The sequence below is a fragment of the Lysinibacillus sp. KU-BSD001 genome (assembly GCF_042920265.1).
In the GTDB taxonomy this organism is placed as follows: domain Bacteria; phylum Bacillota; class Bacilli; order Bacillales_A; family Planococcaceae; genus Lysinibacillus_B.
Genome location: NZ_JBDQZI010000018.1, coordinates 13,091 through 29,281 on the forward strand (window position 1 = coordinate 13,091; position 16,191 = coordinate 29,281).

At 37.7% G+C, this 16,191-nt stretch carries 14 protein-coding genes; 2 read left to right on the top strand and 12 right to left on the bottom strand.

Annotated features, from left to right (window positions below; translation table 11 throughout):
• Positions 1 to 42: 42 nt before the first annotated feature.
• Positions 43 to 747 (top strand): Crp/Fnr family transcriptional regulator, encoded by a 705-nt coding sequence (locus AAGS61_RS18805; RefSeq protein ID WP_391375560.1) that lies wholly within the window; start codon positions 43 to 45, stop codon positions 745 to 747.
• A 673-nt stretch (positions 748 to 1,420) separates the two neighbouring features.
• Here the strand turns inward: AAGS61_RS18805 and AAGS61_RS18810 are convergent.
• The 3 genes from AAGS61_RS18810 to AAGS61_RS18820 all read right to left on the bottom strand — a co-directional run bounded on the left by AAGS61_RS18810 (position 1,421) and on the right by AAGS61_RS18820 (position 3,694).
• Positions 1,421 to 2,056 carry a DapH/DapD/GlmU-related protein gene (locus AAGS61_RS18810; RefSeq protein ID WP_391375563.1) on the bottom strand — a complete coding sequence of 212 codons (636 nt, stop codon included), beginning with the start codon at positions 2,054 to 2,056 and terminating at the stop codon, positions 1,421 to 1,423.
• 520 nt (positions 2,057 to 2,576) lie between these two features.
• The gene (locus AAGS61_RS18815) at positions 2,577 to 2,885 is read right to left on the bottom strand and encodes a metal-sulfur cluster assembly factor (protein ID WP_391375697.1); all 309 of its coding nucleotides are present in this window, start codon (positions 2,883 to 2,885) and stop codon (positions 2,577 to 2,579) included.
• 62 nt (positions 2,886 to 2,947) lie between these two features.
• Complete coding sequence (locus tag AAGS61_RS18820; protein ID WP_391375700.1) at positions 2,948 to 3,694, bottom strand: alpha/beta fold hydrolase; 747 nt, start codon at positions 3,692 to 3,694, stop codon at positions 2,948 to 2,950.
• A 134-nt stretch (positions 3,695 to 3,828) separates the two neighbouring features.
• Between AAGS61_RS18820 and AAGS61_RS18825 the strand changes: the two genes are divergently transcribed.
• Positions 3,829 to 4,638 carry a Cof-type HAD-IIB family hydrolase gene (locus AAGS61_RS18825; RefSeq protein WP_391375566.1) on the top strand — a complete coding sequence of 270 codons (810 nt, stop codon included), beginning with the start codon at positions 3,829 to 3,831 and terminating at the stop codon, positions 4,636 to 4,638.
• A gap of 55 nt (positions 4,639 to 4,693) precedes the next feature.
• Here AAGS61_RS18825 and AAGS61_RS18830 read toward each other — a convergent pair whose 3' ends face one another.
• The 9 genes from AAGS61_RS18830 to AAGS61_RS18870 all read right to left on the bottom strand — a co-directional run bounded on the left by AAGS61_RS18830 (position 4,694) and on the right by AAGS61_RS18870 (position 16,001).
• Entirely contained in the window at positions 4,694 to 6,484 is a 1,791-nt protein-coding gene (locus tag AAGS61_RS18830; RefSeq protein ID WP_391375569.1) for an oligopeptide ABC transporter substrate-binding protein, read from the bottom strand.
• A 205-nt stretch (positions 6,485 to 6,689) separates the two neighbouring features.
• Positions 6,690 to 7,610, bottom strand: a complete 921-nt coding sequence (locus tag AAGS61_RS18835) for an ABC transporter permease (protein ID WP_391375703.1) — start codon at positions 7,608 to 7,610, stop codon at positions 6,690 to 6,692.
• 12 nt (positions 7,611 to 7,622) lie between these two features.
• Positions 7,623 to 8,585 (bottom strand): oligopeptide ABC transporter permease, encoded by a 963-nt coding sequence (opp4B, locus tag AAGS61_RS18840; RefSeq protein ID WP_391375572.1) that lies wholly within the window; start codon positions 8,583 to 8,585, stop codon positions 7,623 to 7,625.
• A gap of 1 nt (position 8,586) precedes the next feature.
• Positions 8,587 to 9,543: an ATP-binding cassette domain-containing protein gene (locus tag AAGS61_RS18845; RefSeq protein WP_391375575.1), complete on the bottom strand. Its 957-nt coding sequence runs from the start codon at positions 9,541 to 9,543 to the stop codon at positions 8,587 to 8,589.
• Positions 9,540 to 10,553: an ABC transporter ATP-binding protein gene (locus tag AAGS61_RS18850; protein ID WP_391375578.1), complete on the bottom strand. Its 1,014-nt coding sequence runs from the start codon at positions 10,551 to 10,553 to the stop codon at positions 9,540 to 9,542. The genes AAGS61_RS18845 and AAGS61_RS18850 overlap by 4 nt, the downstream gene beginning before the upstream one ends.
• Positions 10,554 to 11,504: 951 nt before the next feature.
• Positions 11,505 to 12,944, bottom strand: coding sequence for an alpha-amylase family glycosyl hydrolase (locus AAGS61_RS18855; protein WP_391375581.1), 1,440 nt, complete (start codon positions 12,942 to 12,944; stop codon positions 11,505 to 11,507).
• Positions 12,945 to 13,174: 230 nt separating this feature from the next.
• Positions 13,175 to 13,552: a DUF1516 family protein gene (locus AAGS61_RS18860; protein ID WP_391375583.1), complete on the bottom strand. Its 378-nt coding sequence runs from the start codon at positions 13,550 to 13,552 to the stop codon at positions 13,175 to 13,177.
• A gap of 316 nt (positions 13,553 to 13,868) precedes the next feature.
• Positions 13,869 to 14,771, bottom strand: coding sequence for a fumarylacetoacetate hydrolase family protein (locus AAGS61_RS18865; RefSeq protein ID WP_391375586.1), 903 nt, complete (start codon positions 14,769 to 14,771; stop codon positions 13,869 to 13,871).
• 57 nt (positions 14,772 to 14,828) lie between these two features.
• Complete coding sequence (locus AAGS61_RS18870; protein WP_391375589.1) at positions 14,829 to 16,001, bottom strand: DUF418 domain-containing protein; 1,173 nt, start codon at positions 15,999 to 16,001, stop codon at positions 14,829 to 14,831.
• Positions 16,002 to 16,191 lie beyond the last annotated feature (190 nt).

Sequence of the window (16,191 nt, forward strand, 5' to 3'; positions counted from 1 at the left end):
AACTATTGGTGAAATCTTAAGTTGTTATCTTAAGAAAAGGATGTGATTGTTATCGTTGCTCTAAACAGTATGCCGATGAAAATCTATGATTTATTTGAAATGCACGGTTTGGCTATTAAAGTGGATAAAGGAAATTATATTTTCCGTGAAGATGAACGGGCTGAAAATATCTTTTTCGTGCGCAGTGGCGCAATCCAAATCAGTAAAGAAACCGAAAGCGGCAAGGAACTGACCATTCGCATTTGTGGGACAGATGCTATCATCGGTGAAAATTCGATATTTTGCAAAACACGTTATCACGCAACAACTGCAAAAGCACTTGAAACAACGCATTTACTTGCACTTCACACAGATACTTTTGAATTTTTACTATCTGAAAACCCACCTCTATTGATGGAGTATTTAAAATGGCTACAAGTTGAAAATTTAAAACATCAAAGTCGTCTACGTGATTTAATGCTAAACGGAAAAAAAGGCGCACTGTTCTCAACACTCATCAGACTCGCCAATACGTACGGTGAATTCCGTTCGAACAACGACGTATTGATTAACTTCCCGTTAACCAATACAGAAATTGCGAACCTTTGTGCAACAAGCCGCGAAATGATTAACCGTATGCTCAATGATTTAAAAAACCAGAACATCATCACGTTGAATAAAAGCTATATTACGATACATGATTTACAGTTTTTAAAAGATAGCATCGCGTGTGAAAACTGTCCGTTAAACATTTGTCGTATTGACTAACAGGACTTTCAGAGTGTCGACAAATCAATTTTATTAAACATTATACACTGAGATTAAACTATGTTTACTAACACTGAGTGATAAACTCGTAATGAGCAAAAATACATTCTAAAAATACCATTAGGGTAATAAAAGATATTAAGCTAAAGTGGTATCGTAGCCTCCGCGCTTTGCCACAGCCTACACAGGAGCTAAAACAGGCGGGGCCTGTTTGGATCTCCTGTGTAGGCTCCTGTGGCTATGGCGCGCTACGGCAAAAAGTGAATACTTCTCGATATACTAGAAAAACAGTTCTCTTCTCTAAAAGAAATCAATTTCTTTGTATGTGCAAGTATAATTGCACAGTCTCTACTGTAATGAATGTGAATCTTTCATTATTTTTAAGCAACCGATTTTTTATGAAACACTAGTTGCTTGTAGCGGAGGCACGAGACTCCTACGGGAAAAGCGAGACAATCAAGACCCCGCAGGAGCGAAGGTTGAGCGACGAGGAGGCTTGATCTCGCCCGTGGAAAGCGAGTGCCGGAGCGGAAAGCAACGGTTACTCAAATGAGAATATATGTTTAGGTATTTACTCATTATGATTTATAAAGTAACAATAAAAAACAATAGACAAAGTCGAAAAAATTGACTTTGTCTATTGCAAGTTTATATCAAAAATGAGTACTGATAATTATTGAGCGTATGTCTCTAAAAATCGGTGTAAGTTATTCAATTCCTCAAAGCGTTCTTCTAACTGTTCTCTTGACCAATCCCACCAGGCAATTTGCTGAAGTTTCTCAGCAATCTCTTTTGGAAAACGATCTTTAATCTTTTTAGCTGGAACACCACCTACAATGGTATACGGTTCAACGTCTTTTGTTACAACCGCACCTGAAGCAATCACTGCTCCATCTCCGATTGTGACATCTTTCATAATAATAGCACCATGGCCAATCCAAACATCATGACCAATTTTCACTCGATGAGAACGGCGCCATTGGAAAACTTCTTGATCATCCGTTTTGGCAAAATCATACGACACGCGTCGATATGTCATATGATGTTGTGTGACTCGATCCATTGGATGATTTACAGGATTGATACAAACATGTGATGCAATGGAACAAAATTTACCGATTTCTGTATAATTAATCGTGACATTTTCCATCGTATATGTATAATCCCCAATATACGACTCCACGATTTCATTGAATGCGCCAACCGACGTATATACACCTGCCGTACTATTGGCTACTTGAGCTGTTTCATGTACGGATGGCTCATCTGAAAGCATTATTTCACTTTTGACTTGGTGTAATTTCTTCACTTTTTCATGCCTCTTTCTTTGCTAATTTAATTTTGACCGAATGCAGCGATGTTTTGCTCGGATATCATAGCTTTTTGACCGCGGGCTTTTGCTCGGATACGGTAACGTAATGTATCCGCGACAAGTCCATCTAAAATAGAAATTTCTATACTCAGAGTGATGATAATTTTTTTACAACTCCTCTTGCATTGTTTCATCCAAGGTTTGCAATAGAAAGCATGTTCACCGCTGCTTTTAAAACTCGATTGATTACTTCTGTACTTTCACCTATCGCTATGTACCACTATCATTTCTAGCTTAACTTGGTGCCAAGTGTACATGGTAAATATCATATAAAAAACTTGTAAATCATTTGTAAATTTGACTAACAAGATAACCAAACCTTCTAATCATGGGGCGGAATCCGACAATACAACCCTTTTTGTCTCCTTCTCTAAAACGAAAATAAAAAACAATAGACAAAGTCGAAAAAATCGACTTTGTCTATTGTCTGAATTCCACCATAGTGGATTTTTGAGTTTTAACGAACGCCTAAAGCCATCTTCGCGTAACGCGACATCATATCTTTAGACCAGGCTGGTTGCCATACGATATTTACTTCTGTTTCTTTTACTTCTGGTAACTCACTTAAAGCCGTTTTTACTTGGTCAACAATAACTGGACCTAATGGACAGCCCATTGATGTCAGTGTCATCGTTACAATAGCTACGCCTTCTTCACTTAAATCTACATCATATACTAAACCTAAGTTGACAATATCAATTCCTAACTCAGGGTCGATTACATTTTCTAAAGCACCTAACATGCTATCTTTCATATCTTGATCGATTGCCATTGCTTGTATCTTCCTTTCACATTAGAGTGTATTGTAATCATATCAAAAGTTGCGATTTATGCCAAATGTTGTGCTAGCCATTCTGTTACAGCTAATACACCTGCTCGAGATACAGCATGCCCTGCTTTTTCGTCTACTATGTACCGAACCTTTTGTGCTCTTCCTTGCTCCACAAGTGTCTCATAAAATGGATACGTCATTTGAAACGGGACAACCGAATCCTTTTGACCGTGCCAAAAAACAACCGGAATACGCTCAAAAATAGCACGATTCGTTGTCACATTATACTCCTGTAACGCTTCTAACATAGCCTGTTGTTGCGCTGCCGTCATTGGCACATCTATTCCTTGCTCCTCTAGTTGTTTTATTTGGAACTGCGCCATTTCGGTATAACTAACAGCCCCCATCAACACACCTGCTGCATCAATCCAGTCATATTTTTTTAAGCAGCCTGTTGTCGTAATGCCGCCCATTGATGTACCGATCACACCGATTTTGCCATTAAAACCATACGCTTGTAGCGCCTCGTAAATTTCTTGTACTTCCTTCACATAGTTTAGAACAATTCGCCAAAAAGCAGCATTCATTTGTACTTCAGATACATTTTCAGCGCGCTCTCCGTGCAAAGGTGCATCGGGCAATATGACGCGAATACCTTTCTCTACTAAATGATATGCATAATGCAGATTATGCTCTTTCGCACTCATAAAACCATGCAAAAAAAGTATAACAGGCGCATCCTGTTTTATTTCTTCATTATATACATGTAATAGCGGGATATTGTTCCACACTTCTCTTTGCACAAACAATAAATTCACTCCTCAACGAACTTTATATGACAAGGGTATCAAAATTGTAGTCAAAATGGGTACAATATTTTGACGAGGGAAAAGAAAAGACGATAAAATTGAACGAACGTAGAAAGGAGTTTTCCTACATGAAACAACATTTAATTGTATTAGATTTAGACGGGACATTGTTAACGGATACCCAAACCATTTCACCATATACAAAACAAATACTGGCAAAGGCAAGAGAAGCCGGACATCAAGTGATGATTGCGACAGGTCGTCCATTCCGTGCAAGCCAGCTCTATTATAGTGAGTTAAATTTAACAACACCAATCGTCAACTTTAACGGTGCTTTTACACATCATCCACTCAATAGGTCATGGGGCGAGATGCACTCCCCTATCGCCATGAGCGTTGTACATGATGTAGTAGATTCCGTGCATAAATTTCATTATCAAAATTTAATTGCCGAAGTCATCGACGATGTCTACTTGCATAATGAAAATGATACGCTATTAAATATTTTTAATACGGGGAATCCACGCGTCACAACGGGCAACTTAAAGTTTAACTTAACAGAAGATCCAACAAGCTTATTAATCCAAGCAGATGAACATAATGTCCCGCTTATTCGCAAGCACCTGCAAGATGTGCATGCAGAGCTAATCGAGCATCGCAAATGGGGGGCACCATTCCCAATTATTGAAATCGTTCGTAAAGGATTAAATAAAGCAGTCGGTATCTCAAAAGTAGCACACGATTTAGAAATTCCTCGTGACCGTATTATCGCATTTGGTGATGAAGATAATGATTTAGAAATGATTGATTATGCAGGAATTGGTGTTGCTATGAGCAATGGCATTGATGAACTCAAATCCATTGCAAATGAAATTACACTGAGCAATAACGAAGATGGCATTGGTAAATTCCTTGCCGACCGTTTACATTTAACATAAAGTAATCCCTTCCTCGCCTAAAGCAAGGAAGGGATTGTTCGTTTACTGATGCTTATTATTTAATTGGCTTGTCAGCCGTTAACTCAACATCTTGTAAGTTTGTAATCGTTGCGTCCGCAAAGTCAACGTTCCAGTTTTTTACACGTTTATTCACTGGCGTAAGCTCTAAACGATACATCATTGGTATTATAGGAGCATCTTCGAAAATAATTTCTTCGAATTTCGCAAATTGCTCTGCACGGTAGTCTGCATCAAATGATTTCGCTGAGTCAATGTTATCTAAAGTTGTTTGTAATTCTTCAGTCGTGTAACGAGAGAAGTTATATTGTGCTACATCCCCATATACACCTGATGGAGATGGGTTTGAAGCTACCCCCCATGCCCCCATGAAGATGTCGATTTCTGGATCGTCTGCTTGTACTTTTTCATAGAATGAGTTGAACTCGATTGTACGACCAGTTGTGTATACTACCTTTAACCCAACCTCTTCCCAGTTTTGTAACCAGTATGCAGAAATTTGTTCTGCCACATCGTCACCAGACATTGTCGCCAATTTGATTTCAAATGGTTGACCGTTTTTATCTTCACGGATTCCATCCCCATCAACGTCTTTGTAACCAGCTTCATCTAATAATGCTTGTGCTTTTTCAGGATCGTAGTTGTATCCCTCTAAATCACTTGGGTGGAATGAAGAGAATACAGGTGGCACGATGGCGTTCGCGCGGCTACGTAATCCTTCATAGAATGCTTCCGTTACTTCTTCTATGTTTAGTGCATATGCCATCGCTTTACGTAAGTTTACATCACCCATTTTCGAACCTTCAAGATCTGTAATAACTTTGCTGTTTTCATAATCGTATTTACCAAGTTTGAACCCTAAGTAAGAATAGTAAAGCTCAGGACGTGCTAACATATCAATATTTGTTAACCCTTCTACCTCAGGGTATTTAGAAGAGCCAAATGCTAAAGCTACATCATATTCCCCCGCCTCTAATGCTTTCGCGATAGAAGTAGATGGTACTACTTTTACAATAACGCCATCTAATTTGGGCTTACCTTTCCAGTAGTGTTCATTTGCTTTATATTGGACAGATTCACCCGCAACTACTTTGTCCACTACAAATGCACCAAGCGTTACAGGATTTTTACGAATAGCATCGTTTCCAATTAAATTAGCTACCGGAACATCACCTAAAATATGGCTAGGCTCTGCATAGTATAAAAGACCGTCACCAACTGATGCTAAACCAGGTGTAATATCTTTTAAGTGTAATTCTAATGTTGTTTCATCTACTTTTACTACACCTGAAATGGTTTCAGCTTTACCAGCGTGGTAGTCTTCAGCACCCACGATATTTTGGAAATCCCCATTATAACGTACGCCCGTGTAATCTTTATGACCGATAATATAGTAAGGTAAAATTAAGTCTTCGATTTTAAGCGGTTCACCGTCAGACCACTTTATGCCTTCACGAATTTTGATTGTTACGACATTATTCCCTTCTTCTTGAGAAGTGATTTTATAGCTTGCAATCCCTTTGTCAGTGATTAAAAAGTCATCATCAGTTTCGAAAATTTTGTTCGAAGCAAAATACATTAAGTAATCATCATATGCATCTTTATAAAGTGAGTAAGAGAAAATCCCTTGGAATGGCTCATCTTTTTGCATCGCAACCATTAATGTTCCACCTTTGATTGCTTCACCTTCGTTTTCAATGGATGACGGGAACGCTAACTCTTCAGCAGTATTTTCAATATCATTTGTACCATTATCTTTGTTACTACATGCAGCTAATACGAAAAGGACTGCCAGTAACATCGCTAGAAGTGACCAATTTTTCTTCATATTGTTTTCCTCCCTTTTATTACGCTGGAAAAAAATATTCATATACCCAGCTTTTTTTATACCCAACACACTTACCTTTATGTGGTAATTATGGTAGTATGTAAATATAAACCAGTTTATTTATTACACTTATTGAAAATAACTACTTTTCAATTAATTAACCCCAAGCATAAGGACTAAACTGCATGTCCTTATGTTTGTATGATTAACCTAATCGTTGTTTTGCATCGGCTGCACGACGTAATGCTTGACCTACATAGTTAATGCCTAACATTAATAATAAAATGGTTAGCGCAGCCGGTAGCCATACCCACCAATATTGTGATAACACAAGCGGGTTATTGGCATAACTTACAAGTGTTCCTAGAGATGGTGTAGATGGTGGTAAACCGAATCCAAGATACGATAAACCAGTTTCAATTCCAACATTTCCAGCAAAGTTTAATGTTAGCTCGACGATTAAAATCGAACTTAAGTTTGGCATCAGTTCCTTCAAAATAATTATGAAGTCATTGGTACCAAGCGTTTTTGATGCATTAATATAATCACGCCTGCTTTCAGAAAGTGCTTTGGAACGCACAAGACGGGCTGTTCCGGTCCACATAAATATACTCATAATGAGGATAAAAGATGTAACTGTTAATTTTGGTACGATAGTGATAAATACGATAATAATCATTGTTGATGGAACCGTAATGAAGAAGTCAATAATACGCATGAACATATTATCAATCCAGCCCCCAAAGTAACCGCATGCTAAACCTATTAAAATACCAAAAATCCCTGTAATCATCGTAATGGCAATGGCAATCATGATGGAGTTACGTGCACCAACAATGAGTTGACCTAAAATATCACGACCACCAGCATCAGCACCTAATAAGTACTTAGCTCCTGGCTCTGCGAATTTATCGCGTAAAGAAATACGCATAACTGAATCTTGGTCGATAAAAAATGTCGCCCAAATGAAAATACCAACGATTGCAATCATTAAACTAATGAGCGAAAATAACGCTACTTTATCTTTTTTAAACTCTCTCCATACGACTTGCATACCTGTAGGAGGAGCACTAACTACTTTAGTATTATTTTGTTTAGCCACTTGTTTTTCACCTCTCCTTAACAGTATTAGTATGGTCTATTCAATCCTAATTCGTGGGTCAACAATACTCATAATAATATCGGATAATAGACTACCTAATAACGCTAAGAAGCCATATAACATAACAAGTGCCGTAATGACACTGTAGTCACGAGATGCAATTGATGAAATAAACAGTTGTCCCATACCCGGGAAGCCAAAAATGGTTTCGATGAAAATCGATCCACCTAATAAACCTGTAATTGTAAAACCAAAGAATGCTGCAACTGGTAATAACGAGTTACGAAAGATGTGACGTGTATATACTTTACGCATTGGAATCCCTTTACTACGCGCTGTACGTACATAGTCCATCGTTTTCGCATCAACAACTTCTGTTCGTAAATATTGAATAATAGCCGTTGTCCCTAAAACCGCATACGTAATAGCAGGTAGTAACATATGATAAATTTTACTCATCGTATAACCAAATGTTCCTGGCTCCTTAGTTACATCAACTGAGCCACTTGTCGGGAACCAGCCTAATTGGTAGCCGAAAATATATAAGAAAATTAATGCTAATACGAACGTTGGAATTGCAAAACTAATAAAGCTATATAAAATAACACTACGATCAAATAATGAATCGTTATAACGACCAGTTAATACCCCCAGCGGTACAGCAATCGCATATAAAAAAATAGCGCCTAGTAACGACAACCAAAACGTGTTAATTGCACGTTCACCAATTAAAGTGGACACTTCAATTTTATACGTATAACTATCCCCGAAATCACCTTGGAATGCATTGCCAATCCAACGAGCGTATTGCTGATACCACGGGTCATTTAAACCGGCTTGTTCACGTAATTCTTCAATACGACCAGGGTCCGTTTCTGGTGTAATTGCTCCAGTGAATGGATCACCTGGCATAAACTGCGCCATAACAAAAATAATTAAACTTAAAACAAACAATTGCGGAATCATAATTAAAAAACGTCGCACTATCGTTTTCCACATATTAGATTCCCCCCTTCACTTGTGCAGTTGAAGATGTAGCCGCTACAAAATGTGTAGCTGAAATAGGTACTAAATCAAATACTCGGCCATTGTCATCAAAATACTTTGCATGTTCCTTCTGATAATGGCGCTCAACTTCGATACGCTCACGTTTACGTTCTTCACGCCCAGTCGGTGTAATATCCGGAATGGCAGATAGTAATCGCTTCGTATAAATATGTTGTGGATTATTATAAATTTCATGCTTCGTACCTGTTTCCACAAAGCGACCTTTATACATAATGTTAATATAATCACACATGTGCTTTACGACCCCAAGGTCATGTGAAATGAATAAATAACTTAAACCATATTCATGTTGAATATCCTTCATAAAGTTTAACACTTGTGCCTGTACAGATAAGTCAAGTGCTGATACGGGTTCATCTGCAATGATTAGTTTAGGATTTGTCGCCATCGCACGAGCAATTCCAAGACGCTGCTTTTGACCACCTGAAAACTCATGGGGGTATTTTAATTTTGCATCTTCAGGCATCCCGACAATAGCCAATAACTCACTAATTTTTTTTGACTCTTCCTGTGGTGTTAAACTTAAAAAGTTACGAATGGGCTCCGCTAAAATGTCTTGCACACGTTTACGTGGATTCATCGCTGACGTGGAATCTTGGAAAATCATTTGAATATCACGGTTATAAGCTGAATTTCGATCACGGCGACGATTGGTAACATTTTCACCTTCATACATAATAGACCCTGATGTAATCTTCTCTAACCCAATAATCGATTTCCCCGTTGTCGATTTGCCACAGCCAGATTCTCCAACTAAACCATATGCTTTGCCCCGTTCAAATTCCATCGTTACGCCATCCACAGCATAAACATGATCCACTACTCTATTAAAAAATCCGCCGCGAATGGGGTAATGGACTTTTAAATCATTTATTTGCATAAAACTCATGATGTTCGTCCTCCTTCTTCGCCTTTAAAGTAAAAGTGTTTATAACATGAGCATCTAACGAAATGTTCTGCTGAAATCTCATGTAACTGTGGGTGATCCTCGTGTGCTGACTGTGGAATCCACGAAATACGTGGAGCAAATCGGCAGCCTGTGCGTGGTAGTTTCATTAACGAAGGCACAATCCCTTCAATGACATTTAACTTTTCATCTTGACGATTCATTTGTGGAATCGAGTTAAATAGTGAGCGCGTATATGGGTGTTTCGGGTTTGCAAATAGCTCTTCGACTGGTGCTAATTCAATAATCTGCCCTGCATACATCACAGCTACGCGATCCGCTACTTCAGCGACAACACCTAAGTCATGTGTAATTAAAATAATCCCTGCTTCCGTTTCCTGTTGCAGTTCAATGAGTAAATCTAAAATTTGCGCTTGAATCGTTACATCGAGTGCTGTTGTCGGCTCGTCCGCAATAATAATTTGTGGCTTACAACTAATAGCAATAGCAATAATCACACGTTGACGCATTCCGCCCGATAATTGGTGTGGGAACTGTCTAGTAACACGTGGAGGACTGGGGATACCTACTTGACCTAAAAGCTCAAGTACACGTGCGCGACGTTGTTCCTTTGTTAACTTCGTATGATAAATCAAGCCTTCTTCAATTTGCTCTCCAATACGCATTAATGGGTTTAAAGCTGAAAGCGGGTCTTGAAATATCATACCAATATCTAGACCACGCACTTCATTGAACTCTTCTTCTGTCATACGCGCTAAATTTTTATTTTTGAACAGTATTTCACCTTGAACACGTGTTTTATAATGATCATGCAAGCCAATAATTGATGTCGCCAACGTACTTTTTCCGCAACCTGATTCTCCTACAATGGCTAAAATCTCATTTTTACGTAATGTAAGGGAAACACCATCTACGGCATTAAAATACGTATCGCCAATTCGGAAGCCTGTATGCAAATCGTTAATCTTTAAAAGTTCCTCTGACGTTTTCAAATTGTTACTCCTTTCAAAAAACATTTATAGATTAGAACATACAGAAAATTCTATCTATAAAAACCATTCGAATTCCACTTCACTTCTCGAATATTTCGTAATCTTAAACATTATTTATATTGTTTTGAATTATACATTTTTAAAATAGGCTTCGTCAATATATACAATTATAATTATTTTGAAATAACATACAGGTTTGAATTTCCTATCTTTTTAAGTGGACATTTTTACAAAAAAATGCTTTAAAACTCTAACTCAATAGCAAATACAAGAGAAATATAGATATTCTTTCAGAAAAAATTTTTATCTATACAGGAAATTAATATTCTAAAAAAAGTATAAAATATACATTTTGGTGTATAAAATCAAATGATTTTGTATATTTTTTTACCTTCACTCTCTTAAATGAATGACTATTCAACTTCTAGACATAACAATTTTAGTTAATACTATGTATGTCCTTCATAATAAATGTATTAACAAAGTTTTCTAAATTTAAAGGTGTGACGTCTACTTATTAGACAACGCCTATACCATAAACCCTTTTAAATTCAATTGTAATATTCATGCTAGTGTGATTTTCTATCTTTTTTAATAGATTCATAAATTTGCACGCGTGTTGATTTACCTCTTATTGCTAAAGAGAACATTGGAATACGTTGATTTCCGCTACGGCTGACTCGCTTTCCGCAGGCACGGCTTCAACTAATTTATTTCGGCTCATGCCGAAATAAATGGATTATTCAGCTCGTGCTGTTCCTGCAGGAGTCAAGTCGCCTCCGCTCCAATCAACGAGCAAGCGCCTTTTTATTAATCATTTCACTAAAAAGCACGCTCATAATATACCATTATTTGTATAATCAACACACCTGATAAATTTGCAATATGTTTAGGCATACAAGGAAACAAAAAAAACGATTTCGGCATAATGGTCCGAAATCGTTTTTATTTTTATGACTCTTGGCGCTTACGTCCACGTTTTACAATAATAATGATAAAGGCTGTAAATAAAATCCACACGCCAGCCAATGCGATCATATAGGATATATTAATGCCTGTTTTGTCAATCACCTGATACATTTCAAACATTTCACGGTCCAAAATAATCGGATAATCACCGTTCTTATTCACACGGATAATATCACTTTCAAACATGCCGCGCAGTTCTTTATCTTCACCAATTACATCCGCTGATAAGTTTACCCGATTCGTTACACTCGTATTGTTAATGACAATAATCCAATGTTCCTCATCTGATTTGCGCTCAAATGCTAAAAATCCATCTTCGTTTTTTAAGATGTTAAATTCACCATTACGTAAAGTCCATGATTGATTACGCAATGATTGAAGATTAGCAATCACGTCCACTAATTCTTCATCTGTTTTAAAATTATAATATTGATGTGATTCTGGACCTACCTCACCGTTCATACCAATTTCAGTTCCGTACTGTGTAACGGCTACACCTGGCATTAATAAAGTGGCCGTCAATGCTAATGGTAGGCGGTTTGGTGGATACTTATTACCACCTTCCATCACATCATATGTAAAACGATTTGTCCAAATCGAATCGATAAATAGCTGTGATGGTTTATCGCCACTTGTTGCATATTTTGTGACATGTTCAGCTATTAAATCCACATCTTTATACGCTTCTTTGAATAAACTATGTGTATCTTCATGGAAATCAGCATCAAAATTCGCAGTGCTCTCACCATTTGCAATCACATAGATTGTGTCATTTACTGCTTTCACTGCTGCAATTAGCTCATTTAAAAACGCTTCACTCGCACCGTCTATGTTTGTTAGGCGTACACCACCAAAATCATAAGCCGACACAAATTCAACAAGCGCCGCCTTTAAAGCCGCTTGCACATCTGGATTTGCTAAATCGAATTGCGCCTGCCCATTTGCTGTGGAAGTCACCCAATCAGTATTGTTTGTCCATTCATGATTGGCACTGACATTCGATAATGGGAAATCCACCATCACTTTTATGTTGTTGTCATTGAAATAGTCAACCGCTGTTGTTAACTCTTCTGCTGTACCAAAATGAGGTTCTAACGCAGTATAACTGATTGGCATAGAGCCGTCGTATTTTTCTGTCGCAAAAATTGACCCAATCGATACAATCGTATAGTCAAGCTTGATAATCTGATCGCCTCGGCTTACTAAACCAATAAAGTCTCCACCCGCAAATTGCGTTGGATCTTGTGTATTTACCTGTTCATCATTTTTGCCAGAACCGTTGAAGTAGCGGTCTACTAGCACATCATATATACTTTCGTCTGCAATGGTACGAGTTTCCTCAGCTTGCATAGGGGTTGCAAATAAGCTAGTTGCCAATAACATACTCGCGGCAGCTGTACTAATCCATTTTTTACATTTCAAATTAATCCTCTCCCTCAAACCAATCCATCGTCATTTTACCAAAATTTCAGCCCCTATGGATAAAGTTTTGCTAAATAAACAGTTCAATATGCGTCAAATCAGTGACAACTTAGAAAACCTCCGCGCACATCAAAAATAGCACAAGTTATTATGTTTGCTAAAAGAATTACCCTGAAAAATCCCACATTAGAAAAAGCCCTGAGAGAATCCTCTCAGAGCCGTTCGTTTCATTAGAATAGATCAAAGTTAATTGGTAATTTTAATCCGTAGAATAATGTCAATAATAGGAATAATACGAATAGTCCCCAGAAGATTGTTGTTGATTTGTTTTTCTTTTGGCGAACTAAAATCATTTCCATCATACCGATTAATAAAATACCAAACATGAACTTCATATCATAGTCCATGCCTGTTTCATCTGTACGGAAGTTAATTGCCCACTCGTAGTAAAGTGCTCCCCCGGAAATAATAATTAAAACGTAAAATAGGCGCAATGCCATGTGTACACCCTTAGATTTTACAACACCTGCAGCTGCTAGGAAAAATAAAATTAATCCTATTACCCAAGTTGTAATATGTAAGTGTGTTGTACTTGTTAAAAATTCCATTCTTGTCCCCACCTCATACTTTTCTTTACATGCTATATCCTACCATGTGAGATTATGTGATTCAATGAATACGATTTTGACACGTATATAGTAAGCTGAAATTTGTGTCAAAAAAAGGTCTATAGTTAGAGAAGTCCCTATATGAGCAAAACGTTATTATATACGGGCAAAAGAATAATCTATCCGAGCAAAAGATTTATGTATACGAGCAAAACAACATCACAAACAGGCAAAAAGCAAACCGCTCCAAGCAAAATCTCTTGCCACGCAAATTATCCCATAAAAAAGAGCCGCCCTTCAGCGACTCTCTCCTAAACTATTCAAAACGATTTACTAACGTACCGATTCCTTCGATGGATACTTTCACTTCATCGCCCGCTTTTAAATATTGCGGTGGATTCATACCTTTTCCTACACCTACTGGAGTACCTGTTAAAATCACATCGCCTGGCTCAAGCGTGACATACTGCGAGACAATCGAAATAATATCCACTACAGAGAACATCATATCCTTCGTTGAACCATTTTGACGTAATGCCCCGTTCACCTTCGTTACGATCGAAAGGTTTTGTGGATTTGGAATCTCATCTTTTGATACAAGATATGGGCCAAGTGGGCATGTACCATCTAAACTTTTCCCTAAGAAGAACTGACCGTGACGGTATTGAACATCCCGTGCTGACAGATCATTACCAATTGTATAACCAAAAACGTAATCATACGCCATCGCTTTCGGGATATTTTGACCACGCTTCCCGATGACGATTGCTAATTCCCCTTCATAATCGAGTGAATCTGTCTTATCTGCATGAATTGGTAATGTCATACCATCTGCTGCAATCGCTGTTGGTGATTTCGTAAAAATCATAATATTTTCAGGTGCTTTGTCTGCGCCCATCTCCACTGCGTGCTCATTGTAATTTTTTCCGACACACAAAATATTTTTCGGTGTACGCGGAATTGGGGCAAGCCACTCAATTTCTGTAAATGTATACTTAAATGCTTCGACTTCATCGCTTTGTTTAGCTGCTTCTACTAATTTACGCATCTTTTCTACAAAGTCGAAACCTAGTGAAATACCGTCAATAATCGTAGACGGGAATGATGGGAGAACATTTAACTCCTCCTGAATTTTTAAAACGTCCCATACGGCTTCTTCTTTTTTTACTTTTGGTCCGAATTTTACTTTTCCGTCTAGCTTAAACGATAATAGTTTCATAGTGTTAAAGCGCTCCTTCTTTTTTCTACATCATACATCAAACCTTTAAAAATTTCCTCACTTTTCTGAATACATTTTTCTATAAGTTAATTTCTTCACCGCTGCTTCAAGTGGACCTTGCTTAAACTTCGATAGCCATAGCTCCGCTACAATGACTTGTACAACAAAAATACCTAACGCAATGTACACAGCTGTTGGCACATCAATTTTCCCGTAAAGACCAAAGCCGTAATTATAAAAGATCGTCGTACAAATGACAGATTGTAAAATATACATCGTCATCGACATGCGCCCGATTTTAGCAAGCGGTGATAATACCTTGACGATAGCTGGAACGAAACATAGCACGACGAAAATAGCGATATACCCTACCGAAAGAATCGGTCCACCTACATAAACTTTTACATAATACAGTAAATACGTATATGAAAATGTCGTTGGTGCACTTTTAATAAATAAACCAACTGCTGTTGCCACGATCGCCAGCGTAATCCATAAGCCTTTTAATTCTTTTGCGCGTTCGATTAATCGCCATTTCGCTGCAGCGGCCCCCATGAGCATAAACGGTAAAATCATAAATAATGAACTAAACCACATGAAAAAGCTCATCTGCATAGATAAATCCTGTAACCGTTGCATAAACGCATCTATGTATCCACCTGTCGCATAAGCGGTAATGGCATTTTGTACCTTTTGGATATCGACTGCTGTCTCGGTCATTTCTGCATTCAATATGCCTTGCATACTAAATAGCAATATATAAAGGCTGTGCATAAGCAGCTGTAAAATGAGTGCAATTATTAGTAGCACCCCGCTGTTTTTGCGCATAAGTGCAATGACAAACAATCCACAAAAAGCATACATCGCGATGATGTCACCCCACCATAAAAGTAAAGCATGCAGCATCCCTATAACAAATAAAATGAGTAGACGCTTCGGGGCAAATTTATAAAAGTTTGTACCAACGCGCTGTGCCTTCATATACTGCATTGCTAAACCATATCCGAACAACATCGAAAATAATGGATAAAAGCTACTTTGCACATAAATATCTAACGCCTGATGCCACATAATATCAATTGCTTCGGTAAACCAATCCTGTAGCATAATGTAAGGTTGCGGTAAATAAAACCCAAAAATATTGACGAGCAATATTCCTAATAAACTAAAGCCTCGGATCATATCAATAGTGGTGACACGTTCATTTAGTTGTGTTGGTTGAAAATTCAATCGAAAACCTCCTTTACTATCCTTTATCTTACAATAGATTAAACGTAAAACGTAGAGACTAGGTTCACTTCACATAAATGTTAGAAATAAAAACAAAGGTTTAATTGGCACATAATTTATTATTAGAAAAACAACACTTACACCAAATAGTGTGCATTACTATCTTTCTTATGCGGACCCTTATACTTTC